General features: G+C 74.0%; 19 protein-coding genes. 10 read left to right on the top strand and 9 right to left on the bottom strand.

Going from position 1 to position 17,185, the window contains the following annotated elements; translation table 11 throughout:
• Nucleotides 1-23 precede the first annotated feature (23 nt).
• The 4 genes from ACYVHQ_RS13760 (at nt 24) to ACYVHQ_RS13745 (ending at nt 3,645) form a co-directional block, all read left to right on the top strand.
• The gene (locus tag ACYVHQ_RS13760) at nt 24-1,205 is read left to right on the top strand and encodes an ROK family protein (RefSeq protein ID WP_460514002.1); all 1,182 of its coding nucleotides are present in this window, start codon (nt 24-26) and stop codon (nt 1,203-1,205) included.
• A 143-nt stretch (nt 1,206-1,348) separates the two neighbouring features.
• On the top strand, nt 1,349-1,810 hold the full coding sequence (locus ACYVHQ_RS13755) for a PTS sugar transporter subunit IIA (protein ID WP_460514000.1): 462 nt from the start codon (nt 1,349-1,351) through the stop codon (nt 1,808-1,810).
• A 22-nt stretch (nt 1,811-1,832) separates the two neighbouring features.
• Nucleotides 1,833-2,105, top strand: a complete 273-nt coding sequence (locus ACYVHQ_RS13750; RefSeq protein ID WP_460513998.1) for a PTS sugar transporter subunit IIB — start codon at nt 1,833-1,835, stop codon at nt 2,103-2,105.
• A 40-nt stretch (nt 2,106-2,145) separates the two neighbouring features.
• Complete coding sequence (locus ACYVHQ_RS13745; protein WP_460513997.1) at nt 2,146-3,645, top strand: PTS ascorbate transporter subunit IIC; 1,500 nt, start codon at nt 2,146-2,148, stop codon at nt 3,643-3,645.
• A gap of 176 nt (nt 3,646-3,821) precedes the next feature.
• Here ACYVHQ_RS13745 and ACYVHQ_RS13740 read toward each other — a convergent pair whose 3' ends face one another.
• The 3 genes from ACYVHQ_RS13740 to ACYVHQ_RS13730 form a co-directional block, all read right to left on the bottom strand.
• Nucleotides 3,822-4,742: an AEC family transporter gene (locus ACYVHQ_RS13740; protein WP_460513995.1), complete on the bottom strand. Its 921-nt coding sequence runs from the start codon at nt 4,740-4,742 to the stop codon at nt 3,822-3,824.
• A gap of 40 nt (nt 4,743-4,782) precedes the next feature.
• Nucleotides 4,783-5,367: a GNAT family N-acetyltransferase gene (locus tag ACYVHQ_RS13735; RefSeq protein WP_460513994.1), complete on the bottom strand. Its 585-nt coding sequence runs from the start codon at nt 5,365-5,367 to the stop codon at nt 4,783-4,785.
• Nucleotides 5,368-5,432: 65 nt separating this feature from the next.
• The gene (locus ACYVHQ_RS13730; RefSeq protein ID WP_460513992.1) at nt 5,433-6,305 is read right to left on the bottom strand and encodes a cation-transporting ATPase; all 873 of its coding nucleotides are present in this window, start codon (nt 6,303-6,305) and stop codon (nt 5,433-5,435) included.
• Nucleotides 6,306-6,442: 137 nt separating this feature from the next.
• On the opposite strand from ACYVHQ_RS13730, the gene ACYVHQ_RS13725 reads away from it, so the two are divergent.
• The 6 genes from ACYVHQ_RS13725 (at nt 6,443) to ACYVHQ_RS13700 (ending at nt 11,740) form a co-directional block, all read left to right on the top strand.
• Nucleotides 6,443-6,619, top strand: a complete 177-nt coding sequence (locus ACYVHQ_RS13725; RefSeq protein ID WP_460513990.1) for a hypothetical protein — start codon at nt 6,443-6,445, stop codon at nt 6,617-6,619.
• Between the two features lie 76 nt (nt 6,620-6,695).
• Nucleotides 6,696-7,967: a Na+/H+ antiporter NhaA gene (gene nhaA, locus ACYVHQ_RS13720; protein WP_460513988.1), complete on the top strand. Its 1,272-nt coding sequence runs from the start codon at nt 6,696-6,698 to the stop codon at nt 7,965-7,967.
• A 50-nt stretch (nt 7,968-8,017) separates the two neighbouring features.
• Nucleotides 8,018-9,358 carry a TrkH family potassium uptake protein gene (locus tag ACYVHQ_RS13715; protein ID WP_460513986.1) on the top strand — a complete coding sequence of 447 codons (1,341 nt, stop codon included), beginning with the start codon at nt 8,018-8,020 and terminating at the stop codon, nt 9,356-9,358.
• Nucleotides 9,359-9,437: 79 nt separating this feature from the next.
• Nucleotides 9,438-10,373, top strand: coding sequence for an aldo/keto reductase (locus tag ACYVHQ_RS13710; protein ID WP_460513984.1), 936 nt, complete (start codon nt 9,438-9,440; stop codon nt 10,371-10,373).
• A gap of 287 nt (nt 10,374-10,660) precedes the next feature.
• Nucleotides 10,661-11,104 (top strand): hypothetical protein, encoded by a 444-nt coding sequence (locus ACYVHQ_RS13705; protein WP_460513982.1) that lies wholly within the window; start codon nt 10,661-10,663, stop codon nt 11,102-11,104.
• 222 nt (nt 11,105-11,326) lie between these two features.
• Nucleotides 11,327-11,740: a hypothetical protein gene (locus ACYVHQ_RS13700; protein WP_460513979.1), complete on the top strand. Its 414-nt coding sequence runs from the start codon at nt 11,327-11,329 to the stop codon at nt 11,738-11,740.
• A gap of 372 nt (nt 11,741-12,112) precedes the next feature.
• On the opposite strand, the gene ACYVHQ_RS13695 is transcribed toward ACYVHQ_RS13700, so the two are convergent.
• From ACYVHQ_RS13695 to ACYVHQ_RS13670, 6 genes are all read right to left on the bottom strand, one after another.
• On the bottom strand, nt 12,113-12,475 hold the full coding sequence (locus ACYVHQ_RS13695; protein WP_460513977.1) for an HIT family protein: 363 nt from the start codon (nt 12,473-12,475) through the stop codon (nt 12,113-12,115).
• 265 nt (nt 12,476-12,740) lie between these two features.
• Nucleotides 12,741-13,235 carry a Rid family detoxifying hydrolase gene (locus tag ACYVHQ_RS13690; RefSeq protein WP_460513975.1) on the bottom strand — a complete coding sequence of 165 codons (495 nt, stop codon included), beginning with the start codon at nt 13,233-13,235 and terminating at the stop codon, nt 12,741-12,743.
• A complete protein-coding gene (locus tag ACYVHQ_RS13685) occupies nt 13,232-14,350 on the bottom strand; it encodes an aminotransferase class V-fold PLP-dependent enzyme (protein ID WP_460513973.1) in 1,119 nt (372 codons plus the stop codon). The genes ACYVHQ_RS13690 and ACYVHQ_RS13685 overlap by 4 nt, the downstream gene beginning before the upstream one ends.
• Nucleotides 14,347-15,129: an amino acid ABC transporter ATP-binding protein gene (locus ACYVHQ_RS13680; RefSeq protein WP_460513971.1), complete on the bottom strand. Its 783-nt coding sequence runs from the start codon at nt 15,127-15,129 to the stop codon at nt 14,347-14,349. The genes ACYVHQ_RS13685 and ACYVHQ_RS13680 overlap by 4 nt, the downstream gene beginning before the upstream one ends.
• Nucleotides 15,126-16,082: an amino acid ABC transporter permease gene (locus ACYVHQ_RS13675; RefSeq protein WP_460513969.1), complete on the bottom strand. Its 957-nt coding sequence runs from the start codon at nt 16,080-16,082 to the stop codon at nt 15,126-15,128. Before ACYVHQ_RS13675 ends, ACYVHQ_RS13680 begins: the two co-directional genes overlap by 4 nt.
• Nucleotides 16,082-17,062, bottom strand: coding sequence for an ABC transporter substrate-binding protein (locus tag ACYVHQ_RS13670; protein WP_460513967.1), 981 nt, complete (start codon nt 17,060-17,062; stop codon nt 16,082-16,084). Before ACYVHQ_RS13670 ends, ACYVHQ_RS13675 begins: the two co-directional genes overlap by 1 nt.
• Nucleotides 17,063-17,185: the final 123 nt, after the last annotated feature.

The raw sequence follows: 17,185 nt of genomic DNA, 5'->3' as shown, positions 1-17,185 counted from the left end.
TCAACCGACGAGGAGGCCCGACCATGGCGAAGACCCCCAGGACACCGTCCACCGGCTCGGGCGTCGTGCTCGACCTCGTCCGTCGCGGCGTGGCCACGACCCGCTCCGAGCTCATCGACCGGCTGGGCTGGTCGCGCGTCACGCTCGCCCGGCGCCTCGACGACCTGCTCGACGCGGGCTACATCGTGAGCGCCGGCCAGCTCGGCAGCAGCGGGGGCCGCCCGCCCGAGGAGTTCGCCGTCGACGCCTCGGCCGGGGTGATCCTCGCGATCGACATCGGCGGCTCGCACACGCGCCTCGGCGTCACCGACCTCGTCTCGACCGTGCTCCTCGAGGACGAGGCCGACATCGGCCTGCACGACGGCCCCGACGAGATCTTCAGCTGGGCGGTGCAGGTCTTCGACTTCCTGCTCGCCGACCTGGGTCGTACGCGTGCCGACGTGCGCGCCATCGGGATCGGCGTGCCGGGACCCGTCGACGTCGTGACGGGTCGGCTCGGCAGCCCGCAGCTCGACCCGCGCTGGGAGGAGGTGCGCGTCGACGACTACTTCGCCGACTTCGACGCCGTCTTCGCGGTCGACCGCGACGTGAACATCCTGGCCCTGGGCGAGTCCCGCTTGTCCTGGCCCGAGTACCAGCACCTCGCGGTCGTCAAGGTGGGGATGGGCGTCGGCTGCGCCTTCGTGCTCGACGGGCACGTGTACCGGGGGGCCCGCGGGGGAGCGGGCCAGCTGAGCGCGCCCCGCTCGGGCGAGGAGCCCCTCCTGCGCCTCGAGCTCGCGGCGAGCGGGCGCACGATCCGCGAGGCGGTGCGGGCGCAGGGCGGCACCGCCGACACGAGCGCCGACCTCGTGCGCCTGGCGCGGGCCCACGACCCGGTCGTGCTCGCCGAGCTCGAGCGGGTCGGGGCCGAGATCGGGCGCTCGCTCGCCGACGTCGTGGGCCTGCTCAACCCGCAGGCGGTCATCGTCGGCGGCAACCTCGCCGAGACGGGGGAGCGCCTGGTCGCGGGCCTGCGCTCGGCGCTGCTCTCGGGCACGCACGACTTCTCGCGGCGCGGGCTCGTCGTCGAGCGGGCGCGTCTCGGCGAGAAGGCGGGCGTGCGCGGCGCGTCGCTCATGGCGCAGGACGCCCTCTTCGACGTCGCCCGCGTCAGCGCGGCCACCGCGCGCCGACCCGAGCGGCCGGACCGCCCGGCCTCCTGAGCAGCAGGCCCGCCCGCTCGGCCACTCCGGCCGACTTTGGCACACGAATGGTCAAAAGCTCCCGAGCCAGCTAGGCTCGGCCGCACCCGCCGGGCAGTCGCCGGCGTGCGCGCCGCTCAGCGGCACCGAGCGAAGGAGCCCGCATGAGCGTCGGCCTGGCCCGTCACCTGCCCCCCGAGGCCATCACGGTCGGCGCTCGCGCCGCGGACTGGCAGGAGGCCCTCCGCCTCGCCGGAGCAGGCCTCGTCGCCGCCGGCGCGACCACCGACGCCTACTCGGACGAGATGGTCGCCGCGGTCACCGAGCTCGGCCCCTACATCGTCGTGGCCCCCGGCCTCGCCCTCGCGCACAGCCGGCCCTCGCCGGCCGTCCTGCGCACGGGCCTCAGCTGGGTCGGCCTCGCCGAGCCCGTCGCCTTCGGGCACTCCACGAACGACCCCGTCGACCTCGTCGTCGGGCTCGCGGCCCTCGATCACGACGGGCACATCGACATGATGTCGGCGCTCGCCGCGGTGCTCGCCGACGAGGACGCGCTGGCGCGCCTGCGGGCCGCGTCGTCGCCCGACGAGGTCGTCGCGATCCTGGCCGACCTCACCACCGACTGACCCCACCGGAAGGAACCCCAGCATGAAGATCATCACCGTCTGCGGCATGGGCATCGGCACCTCGGTGCTGCTCAAGATGAACGCCGAGAAGGCCCTGCGCGCCCTGGACGTCGACGCCGACGTCGAGGCCGCCGACATCGGCACCGCCCGCGGCGCCGCCCGCACCGCCCAGCTGGTCCTCACCAGCGAGGACCTCGTGGCCGAGATCGGCCAGGTGCCCGCGAAGATCGTCGTCATCGACAACTTCACGAGCGTCACCGAGATCCAGTCGAAGATCCAGGAGGCGATCGCCTAGCCCCGGCTGGACGATCCCACCCCGACCCCAAGGAGCTCCCATGGACTGGCTCGTCGTCGTCCTCGACTTCATCGGCAAGCAGATCCTCAACGTGCCGGCGTACCTCATCGGCATCATCACCGCCATCGGCCTCATCGCGCTCCGGCGCAACGCGGGCCAGGTGATCGGCGGCGGCCTCAAGGCCGCCCTCGGCTTCCTGATCCTCGGTGCCGGCGCGACCGTCGTCACGGGCGCGCTCGACCCGCTCGGCACGCTCATCCTCGCGGTGACCGGCGCCCAGGGCGTCATCCCCACCAACGAGGTCATCGCCGCCGTCGCCAGTGAGCAGTACGGGGCGCAGAGCGCCTACGTGCTCGTGCTGGGGTTCCTCGTGATGCTCGCGCTCGCGCGCTTCACCCCGCTGAAGTACATCTTCCTCACCGGGCACCACATGGTGTTCATGTCGGTGCTGCTCACGGTGGTGCTGTCGGTGGGGCTGGGCGACGACCTCAGCTGGCTGACCGTCGTGCTGGGTGCGGTGCTGCTCGGCGTGATCATGGTCGTGGTCCCCGCCTTCGCGCAGCCCTTCATGAAGAAGATCACGGGCGACGACACGATCGCCATCGGCCACTTCGGTACCCTCGGCTACGTCGCCGCCGGTGCCGCCGGGATCGCGGCGGGTCGCAAGAGCCGGTCCACCGAGGACATCACCTTCCCCCAGGGCCTGAGGTTCCTGCGCGACTCGATGGTCGCGACGAGCCTCTCGATGGTGCTCATCTACCTCGTCTTCACCGTCTGGGGCCTCATCGTGCTGCCGCAGGCCGAGGCGTTCGAGATCTTCGGCGTCACCGACGGCGGAGCGTTCATCATGGCCGGCTTCGCCCAGGCGCTGCAGTTCGGCGTCGGCGTCGCGATCATCCTCTACGGCGTGCGCACCGTGCTCGGCGAGCTCGTCCCCGCCTTCCAGGGCATCGCCGAGAAGGTCGTGCCCGGGGCGCGTCCCGCGCTCGACATCCCGCTGGTGTTCCCCTACGGCGCCAACGCGGTGCTCATCGGGTTCCTGTCGTCGTTCGCGGGCGGCCTCGTCGCCCTCGGCGTGCTGGCCCTCTGGCTCAACCCGGTCTTCGGCCTCGCGCTGATCCTGCCGGGCATGGTGCCGCACTTCTTCACGGGCGGTGGTGCCGGCGTGTTCGGCAACGCGACCGGTGGTCGTCGGGGTGCCGCCCTCGGCGGTTTCGTCAACGGGCTCATCATCACGTTCCTGCCGGCGATCCTCCTGCTCGTCCTGGGCAACCTGGGCTTCGCCAACAGCACCTTCGGCGACGCCGACTTCGGCTGGTTCGGCACGATCATCGGCGTCGGCCTGATGGCCGGACCGGTGGTCGGCGTGGTCATCAGCCTGCTCATCGGCGTGGTGCTCGTCGTGGCCGCCTCGATCTACCAGATCAAGGTCGTCGACGGCGGCTGGGTGCCCGGCGCCCGCCGCGACCGCGAGCTCGCCGCCGAGGACGAGGCGAAGGCCGCGCAGGCCGCTGCCGCGACCGGCGGGACGGCACGCTGACCCACCAGCACCACCAGCACCACCAGCACGCCCTCCGCTGACGCGGCGGCGGGTGGCACGAGGGGCGGACCAGGAGGTCCGCCCCTCGTCGTCCGTGCGGCACCGCGCTCGAGGAGCAGCGACCCGGACGACGAGCTGCCCCGATCGGGGCGACCATGGGCGACCGGGGCCGCCCGCTACGCGAGCAGGGCCGCGACGACGACGAGCACCGGCACCGACAGCACGGTCGTGACGAGCACGGCGTCGCGGGTCGTGTCGACGGCGGTCTCGTAGCGCTGCGAGTACGTGAAGGCGTTCTGCGCCGAGGGCAGGCCGGCGAGCACGACGGCGACGAAGAGGTCCTGCCCCTCCAGGCCGAACGCGAAGCGGCCGACGAGCCAGGCGACGAGCGGCATGAGCAGCAGCTTGAGGCCGGCGGCGACGAGCACGTCGCTCCGGCGCGATCCGCGGGCGAGCGGGCGTGAGCCGCGCAGCGACATGCCGAACGAGAGCAGCACGACGGGCACGGCCGCGGCGCCGACGAGCTCGAACGGCTCCAGGACGGGTGCGGGGAGCTCGACGCCGGTGACGGCGACGAGCACGCCCAGCAGCGAGCCGAGGAGCAGCGGGTTGGTGAGCGGGCGCACGACGGCCCGCCACGGCGAGCTGCCGCGGTCCGTCGCGGTGTCGAGGACCGCGAGCACGATCGGCGTGACGACGAGCAGCTGGTACAGCAGCACGGGGGCGACGAAGGTGGCGCTGCCGAGCACGTACGTGGCGACGGGCAGGCCGATGTTGTTGGCGTTCACGTAGGCGCCGGCCATGGTGCCGAGCGTCGTCTCGGCGACGGTGCGCCGCAGGACGAGCTTCAGCAGCACGACCCCCACGAGGGCCGCCGCGAGCGACGCGATCGCCGACACCAGCAGGAGGCGCGAGAACAGCACGTGCACGTCGGCGTGCGAGATCGTCGAGAACAGCAGGCAGGGCGTCAGGACGAAGAACACGAGGCGCGACAGCACCCGGTGCGCGTGCGGTCCGAGCAGGTCGAGCCGCGCGACCAGCCAGCCCGTCGCGATGACGATGCCGATGATCCCGAAGCCGATGAGGACGCCTGTCACCGTCCCAGCATGGCGGCTCCGGCGACCCGACCGGTGCGGCTCAGCCCTGCGCGGGTCGCAGCGCCGCGTGCACGGTGACGCCGAGGGGGCTGCGGACGTCGGCCACCAGCACGAACCCGTGCCGCTCGTAGAGCCGGAGGCTCGCCCGCGTCGTGGCCTCGAGGAACGCGACCTCGCCGTGCGCGTCCACCTCGGCCAGGCGGTGCTCGAGCAGGGACGACCCGACGCCCCGACCGCGCGCGGCGGGCGAGACGGCGAGGGCCTCGAGGTACCAGTGCGGGCCGGTCGGGCGGTGCTGCTCGACGGCGGCGTCGTGCCGTCGCAGGCGCTGCGCCCCCGACGCTCCCAGGTCGCGGACGAGGTGCACGAGCTCGGAGGCGGCCGCGGCGACCTCTGCGGCCGAGCGTCGCCGCGTGCGGCCGGGGCTCCGCGACCAGATCGCGGCCCCGAGCACGACGTCGCCGCCCGGGTCGGAGGCGTCGAGGGCGACGTCGACGGTGCGCGCCGGGTCGTCGAGCTCCCGGGCGTAGAGGGAGGTCGTCGTGGCCCGCCGATCGTCGGCGTCGGGCACGAGCGCGGTGAAGACGGGGTCCTCGGCGAAGGTGGTCCCCACCAGCGTGGTCACCGCGGCGCGCGAGGGGCCGTCGCGCGGACGGACCCGGACCGTCGCGCGGTCGTCGTGCCCGCCCGTCACCGGTCGAAGAGGTCGCCGAGCCCCGGGATCTGGAAGCCCTGGCCCAGGTCGCCGACCTGCTCGCCGAACCCGGTGAGGTGCTCCTCGCCGCTCTGCGCCAGCCCCTCGACGCCGCCGCCGAGCCCCTCGACGCCCTCGGCCAGGCCGTCGAGGCCGAAGCCCTCGGCGAGCCCGTCGAAGTCGACGCCGGAGGCGAGGGCGTCGCCGAGCAGGGGAGCGGCGGCCGCGCTGAGGGCCGCGCCGCCCGCGACGGCCACGGCCAGCCCGCCGAGCGCTCCCACGCCGAGCCCGGCCGCGGCGCCCGCCGCGGCCGCACCGGCCCGGCCCGAGCCCCGCCCCGTCGACCCCTGCGCGGCGCCGCGCCCGCCGAGCACGCGCTGCAGGAGGCCCGGGTGCGCGGTCTCGCCACGGGTCGCGGCGCGCGCGAGCTCGTCGCTGCCGTCGCCCCGGGGGCGTTCGTGCGCGGGGAGCTCGTCGGTCAGCCGGGCCCGCACCTGCTCGCGCTGCGCGGGGGAGAGGCGCTCGAACGCCTCGCGGTGCACCTGCTCGAGCTGGTCGGGACGGGCCGTGCGGACGAGGTAGTCGTACTTCGCGAGGGCGACCGCGTCGTCGTGCGCGGGGGAGCCGGGGCGCTGCCCGCGAGGCTGCTGGTGCTGCTGGTGCTGCTGGCCGCCACGCTCCTGCCCGTGGTCGACCTGGCCCTGGCCGTCGCCGGTCAACCGATCGGCCGCGGTGCGGACGAGGTCGCGCCAGTCGGCCGAGCCGCCCCGCTGCCCCCGCTGCGGGGAGCCCTGCCGGGAGGAGGGGGTGGAGGAGGAGTCGCCGAGCGCTCTGGCTGCGGCACCGAAGAGGCGCGAGAAGTCGGGCATGACGCCACTGTGGCGGTGCAGGGTGCGAGGAAGCCGCGGGGAAGCCCTGAACCACCTCCGAACCGGACCGTCCGGTGCGAGCGGGCCCCGCGACTCCTGCCGTGCCGCTCGTCGGGGGTGGGCGGTACCATCGCGGGGTGTCCCCGCTCGTCGCCCTCCTCGTGCCGCGCCGTCGCGCGCGCATCGCGGCGCAGGCGTTCCCGAACCGGCTCGTGCTGACGAAGCGCACGAGCGGCACCAACGGCTGGATGAGCCTCTGGGGCAGCAACGCGCACGGCGAGATCGCCGGGTGCCCGCCGCCGAGGTGCGCCTGACCATGCCCGCGTCCAGCGACGTGCCCGGGGGTGGTCCCCAGACCTCCGAAGCACACCCACCACCCGAAGGCTCGTCGTGACCGTCTCCGCCCCCGTCCCTCCCGCCCGCGTCTCGCGCGGCGCCCGCATCGCCCGCTACCTGGCCCTCGACACGACCGGCGGCATGCTGCTGCTGGCCGCGACCGTGCTCGCGCTCGTCCTGGCCAACACCCCCGCCGTGGGGGCCTACGAGGCGCTCCGCGACCTCCGGGTGGGGCCCTCGCTCCCGTTCCTGCACCTCGACCTGACGCTCGCCACCTGGGCGGCCGACGGCCTGCTCGCGATCTTCTTCTTCGTCGTCGGCCTCGAGCTGAAGCAGGAGTTCGTGGCCGGCTCCCTGCGCGACCCGCGCAAGGCGGCCCTGCCGATCGCGGCCGCCGCGGCCGGCGTCGCGGTGCCCGCCCTGTTCTTCACCATCGTCAACCTCGTGGCGGGTGCCGACGCCGACGCCCTGCACGGCTGGGCGATCCCCGCCGCGACCGACATCGCCTTCGCGGTCGCCGTCATCGCCGTCGTCGGCAAGCGGCTGCCCCCGGCGCTGCGCACGTTCCTGCTGACGCTGGCCGTCGTCGACGACCTGCTCGCCATCTCGATCATCGCCATCTTCTACACGGCGGGCATCGCGTTCGTCCCCCTGCTGCTCTCGATCGTGCCGTTCGCCCTCTTCGGCGTCGCCGTCCAGCGCGGCGTGCGCGCCTGGTGGGTCCTCCTGCCGCTGGCGATCGTCGCCTGGGTGCTCGTGCACGAGTCCGGCGTGCACGCCACGGTCGCCGGCGTCGTGCTCGGCGTGCTCGTGCCCGCACTGGCGACGAAGAAGGCCGGCGTCACCCACCGTGGCCCCGACGGCCACGAGGAGCGCCACGCCCTCACGCACCACTTCGCCGAGCGCTGGAGCCCCGTCTCGTCGGGCATCGCCGTGCCCGTCTTCGCGTTCTTCTCCGCCGGCGTCACGGTCGGCGGCCTCGACGGCCTCGTCACGTCGCTCGGCGACAGCGTCGCCATCGGCATCATCGTGGCCCTCGTGCTGGGCAAGTCGATCGGCATCTCGGGCGGCACGTTCCTCGTCAGCCGCCTGCCGGGCCTCCGCCTCGACCCGACGCTGCGCTGGGGCGACATCGTCGGCCTCTCGTTCGTGGCCGGCATCGGCTTCACGGTCTCGCTGCTCGTCGGCGAGCTCGCCTACGGCACCGGCAGCGAGCAGGACGACGTCGTCAAGGTGGGCGTGCTCCTCGGGTCGCTGGTGTCCGCGATCATCGGCGCCACGATCCTCGCGGTCCGCGGCCGCAAGCGCGAACGCACGGCCGACTGACGATGGCCGTGCCGCGACGGGCGAGGCCCAGGCCCTCGTACGGGCAGGTCGTGGGGCTCTCCCACGGCGTGCTCCGCAAGTACCCCTCGCTCGTCGCGCTCGGCATCTTCCTCGGGGCGGTCGCCCTCTTCGCCGTCCTCCTCAGCACCCCGATGGCCGCGGCCGACCGTCAGCAGACGGCGCTGCACGACGCGGTCTTCACGGCGGTCTCGGCCACCACGGTGACCGGGCTCGTCACCCTCGACACCGCCGAGCACTGGTCGTTCTTCGGCCAGGTCGTCATCCTCGTCGGCATCCAGGTCGGCGGTCTCGGCATCGTCACCATCGCCCTCCTGCTGTCGCGGGCGGTGACGCACCGCCTCGGCGTGCGCAGCCGCGTCTTCGCCCAGCAGGGCATCGGCACGGAGCGGCTCGGCGAGGTGCAGTCGCTGCTCAAGGTCGTCGTCGTCACCACCTTCGCCGTCGAGCTCGCGCTCGCGGCGGTGCTCGTGCCCAGCTTCATCGTGCGCGAGGGGTCGTTCACGCAGGGGCTCTGGCACGGCGTCTTCTACGCCGTGTCGTCGTTCAACAACGCCGGCTTCGTGACCCACGCCGACGGCCTGGCGCCCTTCGCCGACGATCCGACGATCATCGTGCCGATCATGGTGGGCGTCTTCGTGGGCAGCCTCGGGTTCCCGGTCTTCCTCGTGCTCCTCGCGCACCGGTGGCACGTGCGCCGCTGGAACCTCCACGCCAAGCTCACCGTCACCGTGACCACCGGCCTGCTGCTCGCGGGCGCCCTCGCCTGGACCCTCCTGGAGTGGTCGCACTCCCCGACGATCGGCGGCATGACCGTCGGCGAGAAGATCGTCCACGGCCTCTTCGCCTCGACGATGATGCGCTCGGGGGGCTTCGAGCTCGTGGACACCGGGGCCTCGCAGCCCATCACGCTCCTCGTCACCGACGCCCTCATGTTCGTCGGCGGTGGCTCGGCGTCCACCGCGGGCGGCATCAAGGTGACGACGATCGCCCTGCTCTTCCTGGCCATCGCGGCCGAGGGCAAGGGCGACAAGTCGGTGCGGGTCTTCCGCCGCACCGTCCCCGAGGCGGCGCTCCGGGTCGCGATCTCCGTGCTGTTCCTCGGGGCGAGCCTCGTGCTCGTCGCCACGGCGCTCGTCATGACGGTGAGCGACGCCCCCCTCGACCGGATCCTCTTCGAGGTCATCTCGGCCTTCGCCACCTGCGGCCTCAGCGTCGGGCTCAGCGAGCAGCTGCCGCCGTTCGGCAAGTACGTGCTCGCGGCGCTCATGTTCGCCGGGCGCATCGGCCCGATCGGGCTCGCCTCGGCGCTGGCCGTCCGTCGCCGCAGCCTGCTCTACAACTACCCCGAGGACCGCCCCGTCATCGGCTGACCGTGCTGCGAGGGCGGGCAGGAGGCGCGGGGCGGGCCCGGGTCGGCCCTCCTGCCGCGCGATCGCGCATGCTGTCCCCATGAAGACCATCAGCCTCACCGGCATCGAACGCCCCGCTCCCGCCGTCGTGCTCGGGGTCATGCGCATCCAGGAGCTCGAGGACGACGCCGTCCGCGAGCTCGTCGGGACCGCGCGTGACGTCGGCATCGACTTCTTCGACCACGCCGCCGTGTACGGCGACGACCTGCACGGCTGCGAACGCCGTTTCGCCGAGGCGATGCAGCTCACCAGCAGCCAGCGCGACGAGGTCGTGCTGCAGACCAAGGCCGGCATCGTCAAGGACGGCCCCTACTTCGACTTCTCGTACGACGAGATCGTGCGCAGCGTCGAGGGGTCGCTCGAGGCCCTGCGGACGGACCGCCTCGACGTGCTGCTGCTGCACCGTCCGGACGCGCTCGTCGAGCCCGACGAGGTCGCCCGCGCCTTCGACGAGCTCGAGGCCTCGGGCAAGGTGCGCGCCTTCGGCGTCTCGAACCACACGCCCCGGCAGATCGAGCTGCTCAAGCGTTCGGTGACGCAGCCCCTCGTGGCGAACCAGCTGCAGCTGTCGATCACGCACGCGCCGATCGTCGCGCAGGGCGTCGCCGCCAACATGCACGGCCTCGACCAGTCCGTCACCCTCGACGGCGGCGGCATGCTCGACTACTGCCGTCTCGAGGACATCACCGTGCAGGCCTGGTCGCCGTTCCAGGCCGGGTTCTTCACGGGCGTGTTCCTCGGCAACGACGACTACGCCGAGCTCAACGCCGTCATCGACCGCCTCGCCGCGCAGTACGACGTGACGCCCGAGGGCATCGCGACGGCGTGGATCACCCGGCACCCCGCCGACATGCAGGTCGTGCTCGGCACCACGAAGCCGGAGCGCGTCCGCGCCGCCGCCGCCGGGGCCGATCTGCGGCTCACGCGCCCGGAGTGGTACGAGCTGTTCCGCGCGGCCGGGTACCTCGTCCCGTAACGAGCGGGACCTGCCGGCGCGCGCCTCCTGCGCACCACGCATCTGCTCGGGAACCGGTCATCGTGCGGGTTCCCGAGCAGATCGGTGGCGCCAGGCCGGGACCGTGACCCTCGAACCGGGAACGGGCCCGGCGCGGAGCAGCACCCGCCGACCCGCGGGATCGTGCGGATCGGTCAGGACGACGGTCGTCGTCCAGGCGAAGGGAGCAGACTCGACGGAGGTCGCGTGACGGCCGGACTCGGGCCGCACCGCTCCGAGCTCCCACGGCAAGGACCAGCGAACCCCACATGGACGCCACCACACCCCCGGCACGATCGGGCCCCGACGGGCCCGGTGACGGCGCGGTCGACGGGGTCCGCGCCGGGGCCGCCGACACGACCGGCCCGGTCGATCCCGACGCGGCCGAGGACACGGCCCTGGAGGACTGGGACCGCTTCTTCGCCGACGTGCCCGAGGACCTCGTCTTCGAGTGCATCATCGAGAACCACCACCTCGTCGGGGGCATCAGCGTGTTCCGCGACCGCGTCGTGCTCTGCGACCCGTCGCCCGACGAGCCGACGGTCGCCTCGCTCGAGCGCATCACGGGCTGGGGCCTGGTCGACGTCGACACCGAGGTGGTCGTCTCGATCGAGGCCCAGCGGCCGCTGCGCACGCGCCTGCCGCGGTCGTTCCACCAGGCCGTCTCGCACGCCCTCATGACGACGCTCGGCGACAGCCGCCACCTGCGCTGAGACGGGCCGCCCCGGCTCGTCCGGTGCTGCTGCGGCCCGGCCGCCGGCGTCGCTGCCCCTGCCGCGGCCGTCGGCGCACCCCGCGGCGTCGGCCCTCTGGCCCCTCGCGAGCGGGACGGGCGCTCAGGAGGCCCCATCCTGGGAGCTCGCCGGGTCACCGTGACGACGGGGTCGCCCGACGTGTCCCATGGGCGTCACCCTCGTCGACCCGAAGGAGGCCTCGTGTCCCCGTTCCGCCGCGCCAGCTCGCGTTCCTGGCGCCCCCGCCGCCCGACCGCCGTGTGGGCCGCCCTCGTCACGGGCGCCGTCGTCTGCCTGCTCGTCGTCGTCGGCGTCTTCGTGCCCGTGCTGGGCCTGCTCGCCGCCGCGGACGGTGGCACGGCCGGCGTCCTCGACGTCCCGGTGGGCTCGATCGCGGTCGCTGCCGTCGTCGGCTACCTGCTGGCGCTCGTGCTGCTGGGGCTGGTGCTGCTCACCCGGTCCGGCCCCGTCGCCTGGGTGCTCGCCGTCGCCGCCGTCGTGTCGACGTCGCTCGTCTCGCTGTGGCCGCTCGTCGCGACCGCCCTCTCCGCCGTCGACCAGGTCGGCGACGTGTGGCCCTTCATCACCGGGCTCATCGACCGGGTCTGGGGCTGATCCGCCGGGTCCGGGGCTGATCCGCCGGGTGCCGGGCTCGCCGGTTCCGGGCCCCGCGCCTCCAGCGCCCACGGCAGGTCCGCTCGGCCCGAGGGCGTCCCCGCTCTGCGGGTCCGGCGGGTCGCACGCGACCGATCGCGGACACCGTCCGTCGGCGGGCGTCCGCGTCCGGCGGGTGCGGCGGGTCGCGTCCGGTCGATCGTGGACGCCGTCCGCCCGAGGGCGTCCGCGACCCGTGGGTGCGGCAGCCCGCCGACGGCCGACCGTGGTCGGCCCCGCGGGGAACGGCCGCGCGGGGGACGGCCGCGCGGGGAACGGCCCGCGGGGAACGGCCCCGCGGGGGACGGCCCCGCGGGGGACGTGACGCCCCGCTCAGTACCGTCCCCGGCCGACGACGGCGTGCCGTACGCCGCCGGTGGGGTCCTCGACGTCGCCCGCCCAGCGCGGGATCACGTGCAGGTGCGCGTGCGGCACGGTCTGACCGGCCGCGGCCCCCGCGTTGTAGCCGTCGGGACGCCGCTCGCGGTCGACGAGGCCCTTCACGACGCGGACGAGGTCGAGCTTCGACGTCAGCTCGTCGGCCGTGGCCTCGAACCAGGTGGCGATGCGGCGCCGGGGCACGATCAGGCAGTGCCCGGGCGAGACGGGATGCGCGTCGGCCACGGCGAACGCGAGGGCGTCCGCCGCGAGCCACTGCTCGGGAGGGATGCGCTCGAACACTGACGTCGTCGTCATGGCCCTAGTGGACCAGGTCCGCCGCGCGAGCACCAGCCCTGCCCCGCTGGTGCCGCTCCGGCCGGTGCCCACCGCGCCCAGGACGGGTCCGCCCGGGGCAGGGTGTCCACGATCGGAGGGTCGAGCGCCCGCCGCCCGACCGATCGTGGACACCGTCGGCCGGACGGTGTCCACGATCGGCGGGTGGGGCGACGGGCACTCCGCGTGTCGTGGACATCGTCGGAGCGGGGCGGGGCGGAGCCGGGCGGAGCGGGGCGGCCCCGGGTCAGGCGGCGGGGACCGGGCGGGTCGCGACCGCGACCAGCTCGATCTCGACGCGGGCGCCCCTCGGCAGCGCCGCGACCGCGTACGCGGCGCGCGCGGGCAGGACGGTGCCCTCGCCCGAGAACACCTCCGCGTACGCCTCGTTGACGACCGCGAAGTCGTCGATGTCGGTGAGCAGCACGGTCGTCTTGACGACGGAGCCGATCCCCGAGCCTGCTGCCTCGAGCACGGCCGCCGCGTTGCGCAGCGACTGCTCGGCCTCGTCGCGCACGCCGGGACCGGCGAGGTCGCCCGTGCCGGGGACGAGCGGCAGCTGGCCGGAGACGAAGACGAGGTCGCCCGCGCGGACGGCCTGCGAGTACGCGCCGACGGCCGCGGGCGCCCGGTCGGTGGCGACGGCCGTGACGCTGGGGGCGGGGGCCGCGGGCGTCCGCTCGCCGGTGACGCCGGTGTCGGCGGTGACGGCGGTGCTGCTGCTGCTGGCGGTGTCGGTCATGCGGGGCCTCCGAGGGCGTCGAGGGCCGCGTCGAGGGCGGCCGGGGTGGTGGTGGCGTGCACGCTGAACCGCAGACGGTCGTCGCCGTGCACGGTGGCGGTGACGCCCGTGTCGGCGAGCCGCGCGTGCAGCGCGGGGGCACGCCCCGGGGGCGTCCCGACGACGACGATGCCCGCCCGGAGGCCCGGCTCCCGGGGCGAGAGCACGGTCGCGCCCGCCGCGTCCAGGCGGGCGACGAGCTCGGCGGCCGCGGCCTCGACGCGCGCGTGCACGGTGCCGACGCCGACCTGTTCGACGAGCTCCAGCGCGGTCGCGAGCGCCGCCGAGGTGAAGGGCGAGGCGTTGGTGACGGAGAACCGCCGCGCCCCGGGCAGGGGCTCGTGCGGCACGCCGTCGTACCGGGTGGGGCCCTCGACGCCGGTCCAGCCGCCGAGCAGCGGTCGGAGCCGGTCGAGCGCGCGCGCCGACAGGGCCACGAAGCCCGTGCCCCAGCCCGCGCGGAGCCACTTCTGGCCGCCGACGACGAGCGCGTCGGCCGCCGTCCAGTCCTGGTCGACGACGCCGAAGCCCTGGATGCCGTCGACGACGAGCAGCCGGTCGCCGACGACCTCGCGCAGCCCGGCGAGGTCGGCACGGTGACCAGTACGGAAGTCGACGGCGCTCACCGCCACGGCGACGGTGCCCGGGGTGAGCGCGTCGGCGACGAGCTCGGGCGTGACCCGCAGGGGCTGGCGGGGATCGGTGCGCTCGAGCGTCCGGACCGTGACGAGGCCCGCCTCCTGCGCGCGCCACCACGCGTACGCGTTCGACGGGAACTCGTCGCGGCTCACGAGCACCTCGCCGCGCGGTAGGCCGAACGCGACGGCGTGCAGCCCGTGCGAGGTGCTGGGCACCAGCGTCACGGCGTCGGCGGGCACGCCCGCCAGGCGGGCCGCGGCGCCGAGGGCCCGGTCGTCCTCGGCGTGCAGCCCGGCGGCGGGGGCGCCCGACGCGGCGGCCGTCGCGGTCGCCGTGATCGCCGCGACCACGTCGGTCGACGGCGGCCCGTAGCTGGCGTGGTTGAGGTACCCCGCCGGCTCGGTGAAGGCGGCCAGGTACCGGTCGAGCGGGCTCACCCGAGCACCCGCTGCAGGAACTGCTGGGTGCGGGCCTCGGTGGGCGCACCGAGCACCTGCTCGACGGGGCCCTGCTCGACGATGCCGCCGTCGGCCATGAAGACGACGCGGTCGGCGACCTCCCGGGCGAACTGCATCTCGTGGGTGACGACGAGCATCGTCATGCCGTCGCGGGCGAGGTCGCCCATGACGCGCAGCACCTCGCCGACCAGCTCGGGGTCGAGCGCCGACGTCGGCTCGTCGAAGAGCAGGAACAGCGGCTTCATGGCCACGGCCCGCGCGATGGCGACGCGCTGCCGCTGACCGCCCGAGAGCTGGCCGGGGTAGGCGTCGACCTTGTCGCCGAGGCCCACGCGCTCGAGGATCGCCACGGCCTCGGCGCGCACCTCCGCCGCGCGACGGCGCTGGACGCGGACCGGGCCCTCGAGCACGTTGCCCAGCACCGTGAGGTGCGGGAACAGGTTGAAGTGCTGGAACACCATGGCGGTCCGGGCCCGCTGGGCCGAGAGCTTGCGCTCGCTGAGCTCGTGCAGCCGGCCGTCGCGCAGCTCGAAGCCCATCGGGTCGCCGCCGACCCAGACCTCTCCGGCGTCGGGGGCCTCGAGCCGGTTGAGGGTGCGGAGGAACGTCGACTTGCCGGCGCCCGAGGGGCCGATGATGCAGACGACCTCGCCGGGGTGCACGGTGAGGGAGACGTCGCGCAGCACCTCGTGGCTGCCGTACGACTTGCCGATGCCGATCGCCTCCAGGACGGGCGACGGGGTGCCGGTGGTGGTCACGGGGTCCTCCTGACGAGGGGCGGGCGGCCGAGGTCGGCGGCGAGGCGGCGGCGCACGGACCGTGCCGACGGGGTGCCGGGGCGGCGGTCCTGCCGGTCGAAGGTGCGCTCGAGGTGGTACTGCCCGACGCTGGCGACGCTCACGATGACCATGTACCAGAAGGCGGCGGCGATGAGGGTCTCCATCACCTGCAGGTTGAACGACGCGATGTTGTTCGCGGCCCTGATGAGCTCGACGTAGCCGATCACCGAGGCCATCGCGGTGCCCTTGAGCATGTTGATGAAGTCGTTGCCGGTGGGCGGGATGATCACGCGCATCGCCTGGGGGAGCACGATGCGCGCCATGCGCTGCGCGGGGGTCTCGCCGATCGACTGGGCGGCCTCGATCTGGCCGCGGTCGACGCTCTTGAGCCCGGCGCGCACGATCTCGGCCATGTAGGCGCTCTCGTTGAGCGCGAGGCCGAGGAACGCGGCGATGAAGGTCGTCATCACGGCGTTCGTGCTGACGTCGACGAACACGAGGTCGGTGAACGGGATCCCGACCTGCAGCCGCGGGAAGATCAGCGCCAGGTTGTACCAGAGCAGGATCTGCAGCAGCACGGGCAGGCCGCGGAAGAGCCAGGTGTAGCCGGCCGCGAACGCCTGCGCGACCGGGTTCGCCGAGATGCGCATGAGGGCGATGACGACGCCGATCACGACGGCGCTCAGCTGCGCGACGACGGCGAGCACGATCGTGCCGACGAGGCCCTGCAGGATGATCGGGGAGACCAGGTAGTAGGGGACGTCCCGGTACGAGATGTCGCCCTGGGAGGCCCCGTAGACCAGCGCCGCGAGCAGCAGGAGGATCACGACGGCGCTGACCCAGCGGCCCCAGTGCGTCAGCGGGACCTGCGGGAGCAGCTCGCGCCGCGCCTCCTGACGGTCGTGGGTGCCCGCCCCGGACGGACCCGGCACTACGCGCCCCCGTTGACGACGGCCTCGTCGACGCTGCCGGAGGTGATGCCCCAGGCGTCGAGGATCTCGTCGTAGGTGCCGTCCTCGATGAGGCCGTCGAGCGCGGCCGCGATGGCGTCGCGCAGCTCGGGCTGGTCCTTGTTCACGCCGATGCCGTAGGGGGCGCCGTCGATGACGTCGCCGGGCACGACCTCGAAGGCCTCGCCGTCCTGCGTGGTGTCGGAGATGTAGACGGCGCTGGGCAGGTCGTTGACGATCGCGTCGATGCGGCCGGTGCGCAGCTGGGTCTGGTTCTGGCTGTCGCTGTCGGTGACGGTGACCTCGAGGGGCTGCTCGCCGTCCGCGACGCAGGTCTCGCTGGTCTCCTGGGCGAACTCCTGCTGGCTCGTGCCGGTGACGACGGCGATGCTCTTGCCGCAGAGCGCGTCGGGACCGGTGATCTCGGCCGGGTTCCCCTTCTGCACCATGATCGTGATGCCCGAGGTGAGGTAGTCGACGAAGTCGATGGCCTCCTGGCGCTCGGCGGTGTCGTTCATGGCGGCGATGGTGACGTCGACGCGGCCCGACTGGAGGCTGGTGATGAGCGAGCCGAAGTCCTGGTCCTGGTACTCGACCTCGAGGCCGAGGGTGCTCGCGACGGCGGTGATGAGGTCGTGGTCGCTGCCGACGACGGTGCTGCCGTCGGCCGCGTAGAAGTTGTTGGGCGGCGACTGCACGTTCGAGCCGACCGCGAGGACCCCGGCGTCGGCGATCTCGGCGGGGACCTGGGCGGCGAGCTCGTCGTCGACCTCGACGCCGTCGAGGATCGCGCTCGTGTCGGGGACGCGCGAGTCGCCGGAGCCGGAGCCGGAGCCCGAGCCGGAGCCGCCGGCGTCGCCGGGCTGCGGCGCGCTGGGGCCGCCGCAGGCGGTGAGGGCGAGCGCCAGGGCGAGGCCCGTGGTCGTGGCGCCCAGGAGGACGCGGGAGCGGGGTCGGGTCATGGTCGAGCCTTTCGTGAACGTCGTCGGTCATCCGGACGGTAGCCGCTGCCGACCCTCCGTGAGAGACCATTCTCACCATGAGAAGAACTTTTTACAAGCCGGTAACCTGGAGGGCCGAGCAGG

This window comes from Frigoribacterium salinisoli (genome assembly GCF_054781095.1).
This window is presented reverse-complemented; position numbering and strand designations above follow the sequence as displayed.

Bases quoted from the DNA above. Each gene is read 5' to 3' on its own strand.
- ACYVHQ_RS13760 (WP_460514002.1), top strand. From the start codon at position 24: ATGGCGAAGACCCCCAGGACACCGTCCACCGGCTCGGGCGTCGTGCTC.
- ACYVHQ_RS13755 (WP_460514000.1), top strand. From the start codon at position 1,349: ATGAGCGTCGGCCTGGCCCGTCACCTGCCCCCCGAGGCCATCACGGTC.
- ACYVHQ_RS13750 (WP_460513998.1), top strand. From the start codon at position 1,833: ATGAAGATCATCACCGTCTGCGGCATGGGCATCGGCACCTCGGTGCTG.
- ACYVHQ_RS13745 (WP_460513997.1), top strand. From the start codon at position 2,146: ATGGACTGGCTCGTCGTCGTCCTCGACTTCATCGGCAAGCAGATCCTC.
- ACYVHQ_RS13730 (WP_460513992.1), bottom strand. From the start codon at position 6,305: ATGCCCGACTTCTCGCGCCTCTTCGGTGCCGCAGCCAGAGCGCTCGGC.
- ACYVHQ_RS13710 (WP_460513984.1), top strand. From the start codon at position 9,438: ATGAAGACCATCAGCCTCACCGGCATCGAACGCCCCGCTCCCGCCGTC.
- ACYVHQ_RS13705 (WP_460513982.1), top strand. From the start codon at position 10,661: ATGGACGCCACCACACCCCCGGCACGATCGGGCCCCGACGGGCCCGGT.
- ACYVHQ_RS13695 (WP_460513977.1), bottom strand. From the start codon at position 12,475: ATGACGACGACGTCAGTGTTCGAGCGCATCCCTCCCGAGCAGTGGCTC.
- ACYVHQ_RS13690 (WP_460513975.1), bottom strand. From the start codon at position 13,235: ATGACCGACACCGCCAGCAGCAGCAGCACCGCCGTCACCGCCGACACC.
- ACYVHQ_RS13670 (WP_460513967.1), bottom strand. From the start codon at position 17,062: ATGACCCGACCCCGCTCCCGCGTCCTCCTGGGCGCCACGACCACGGGC.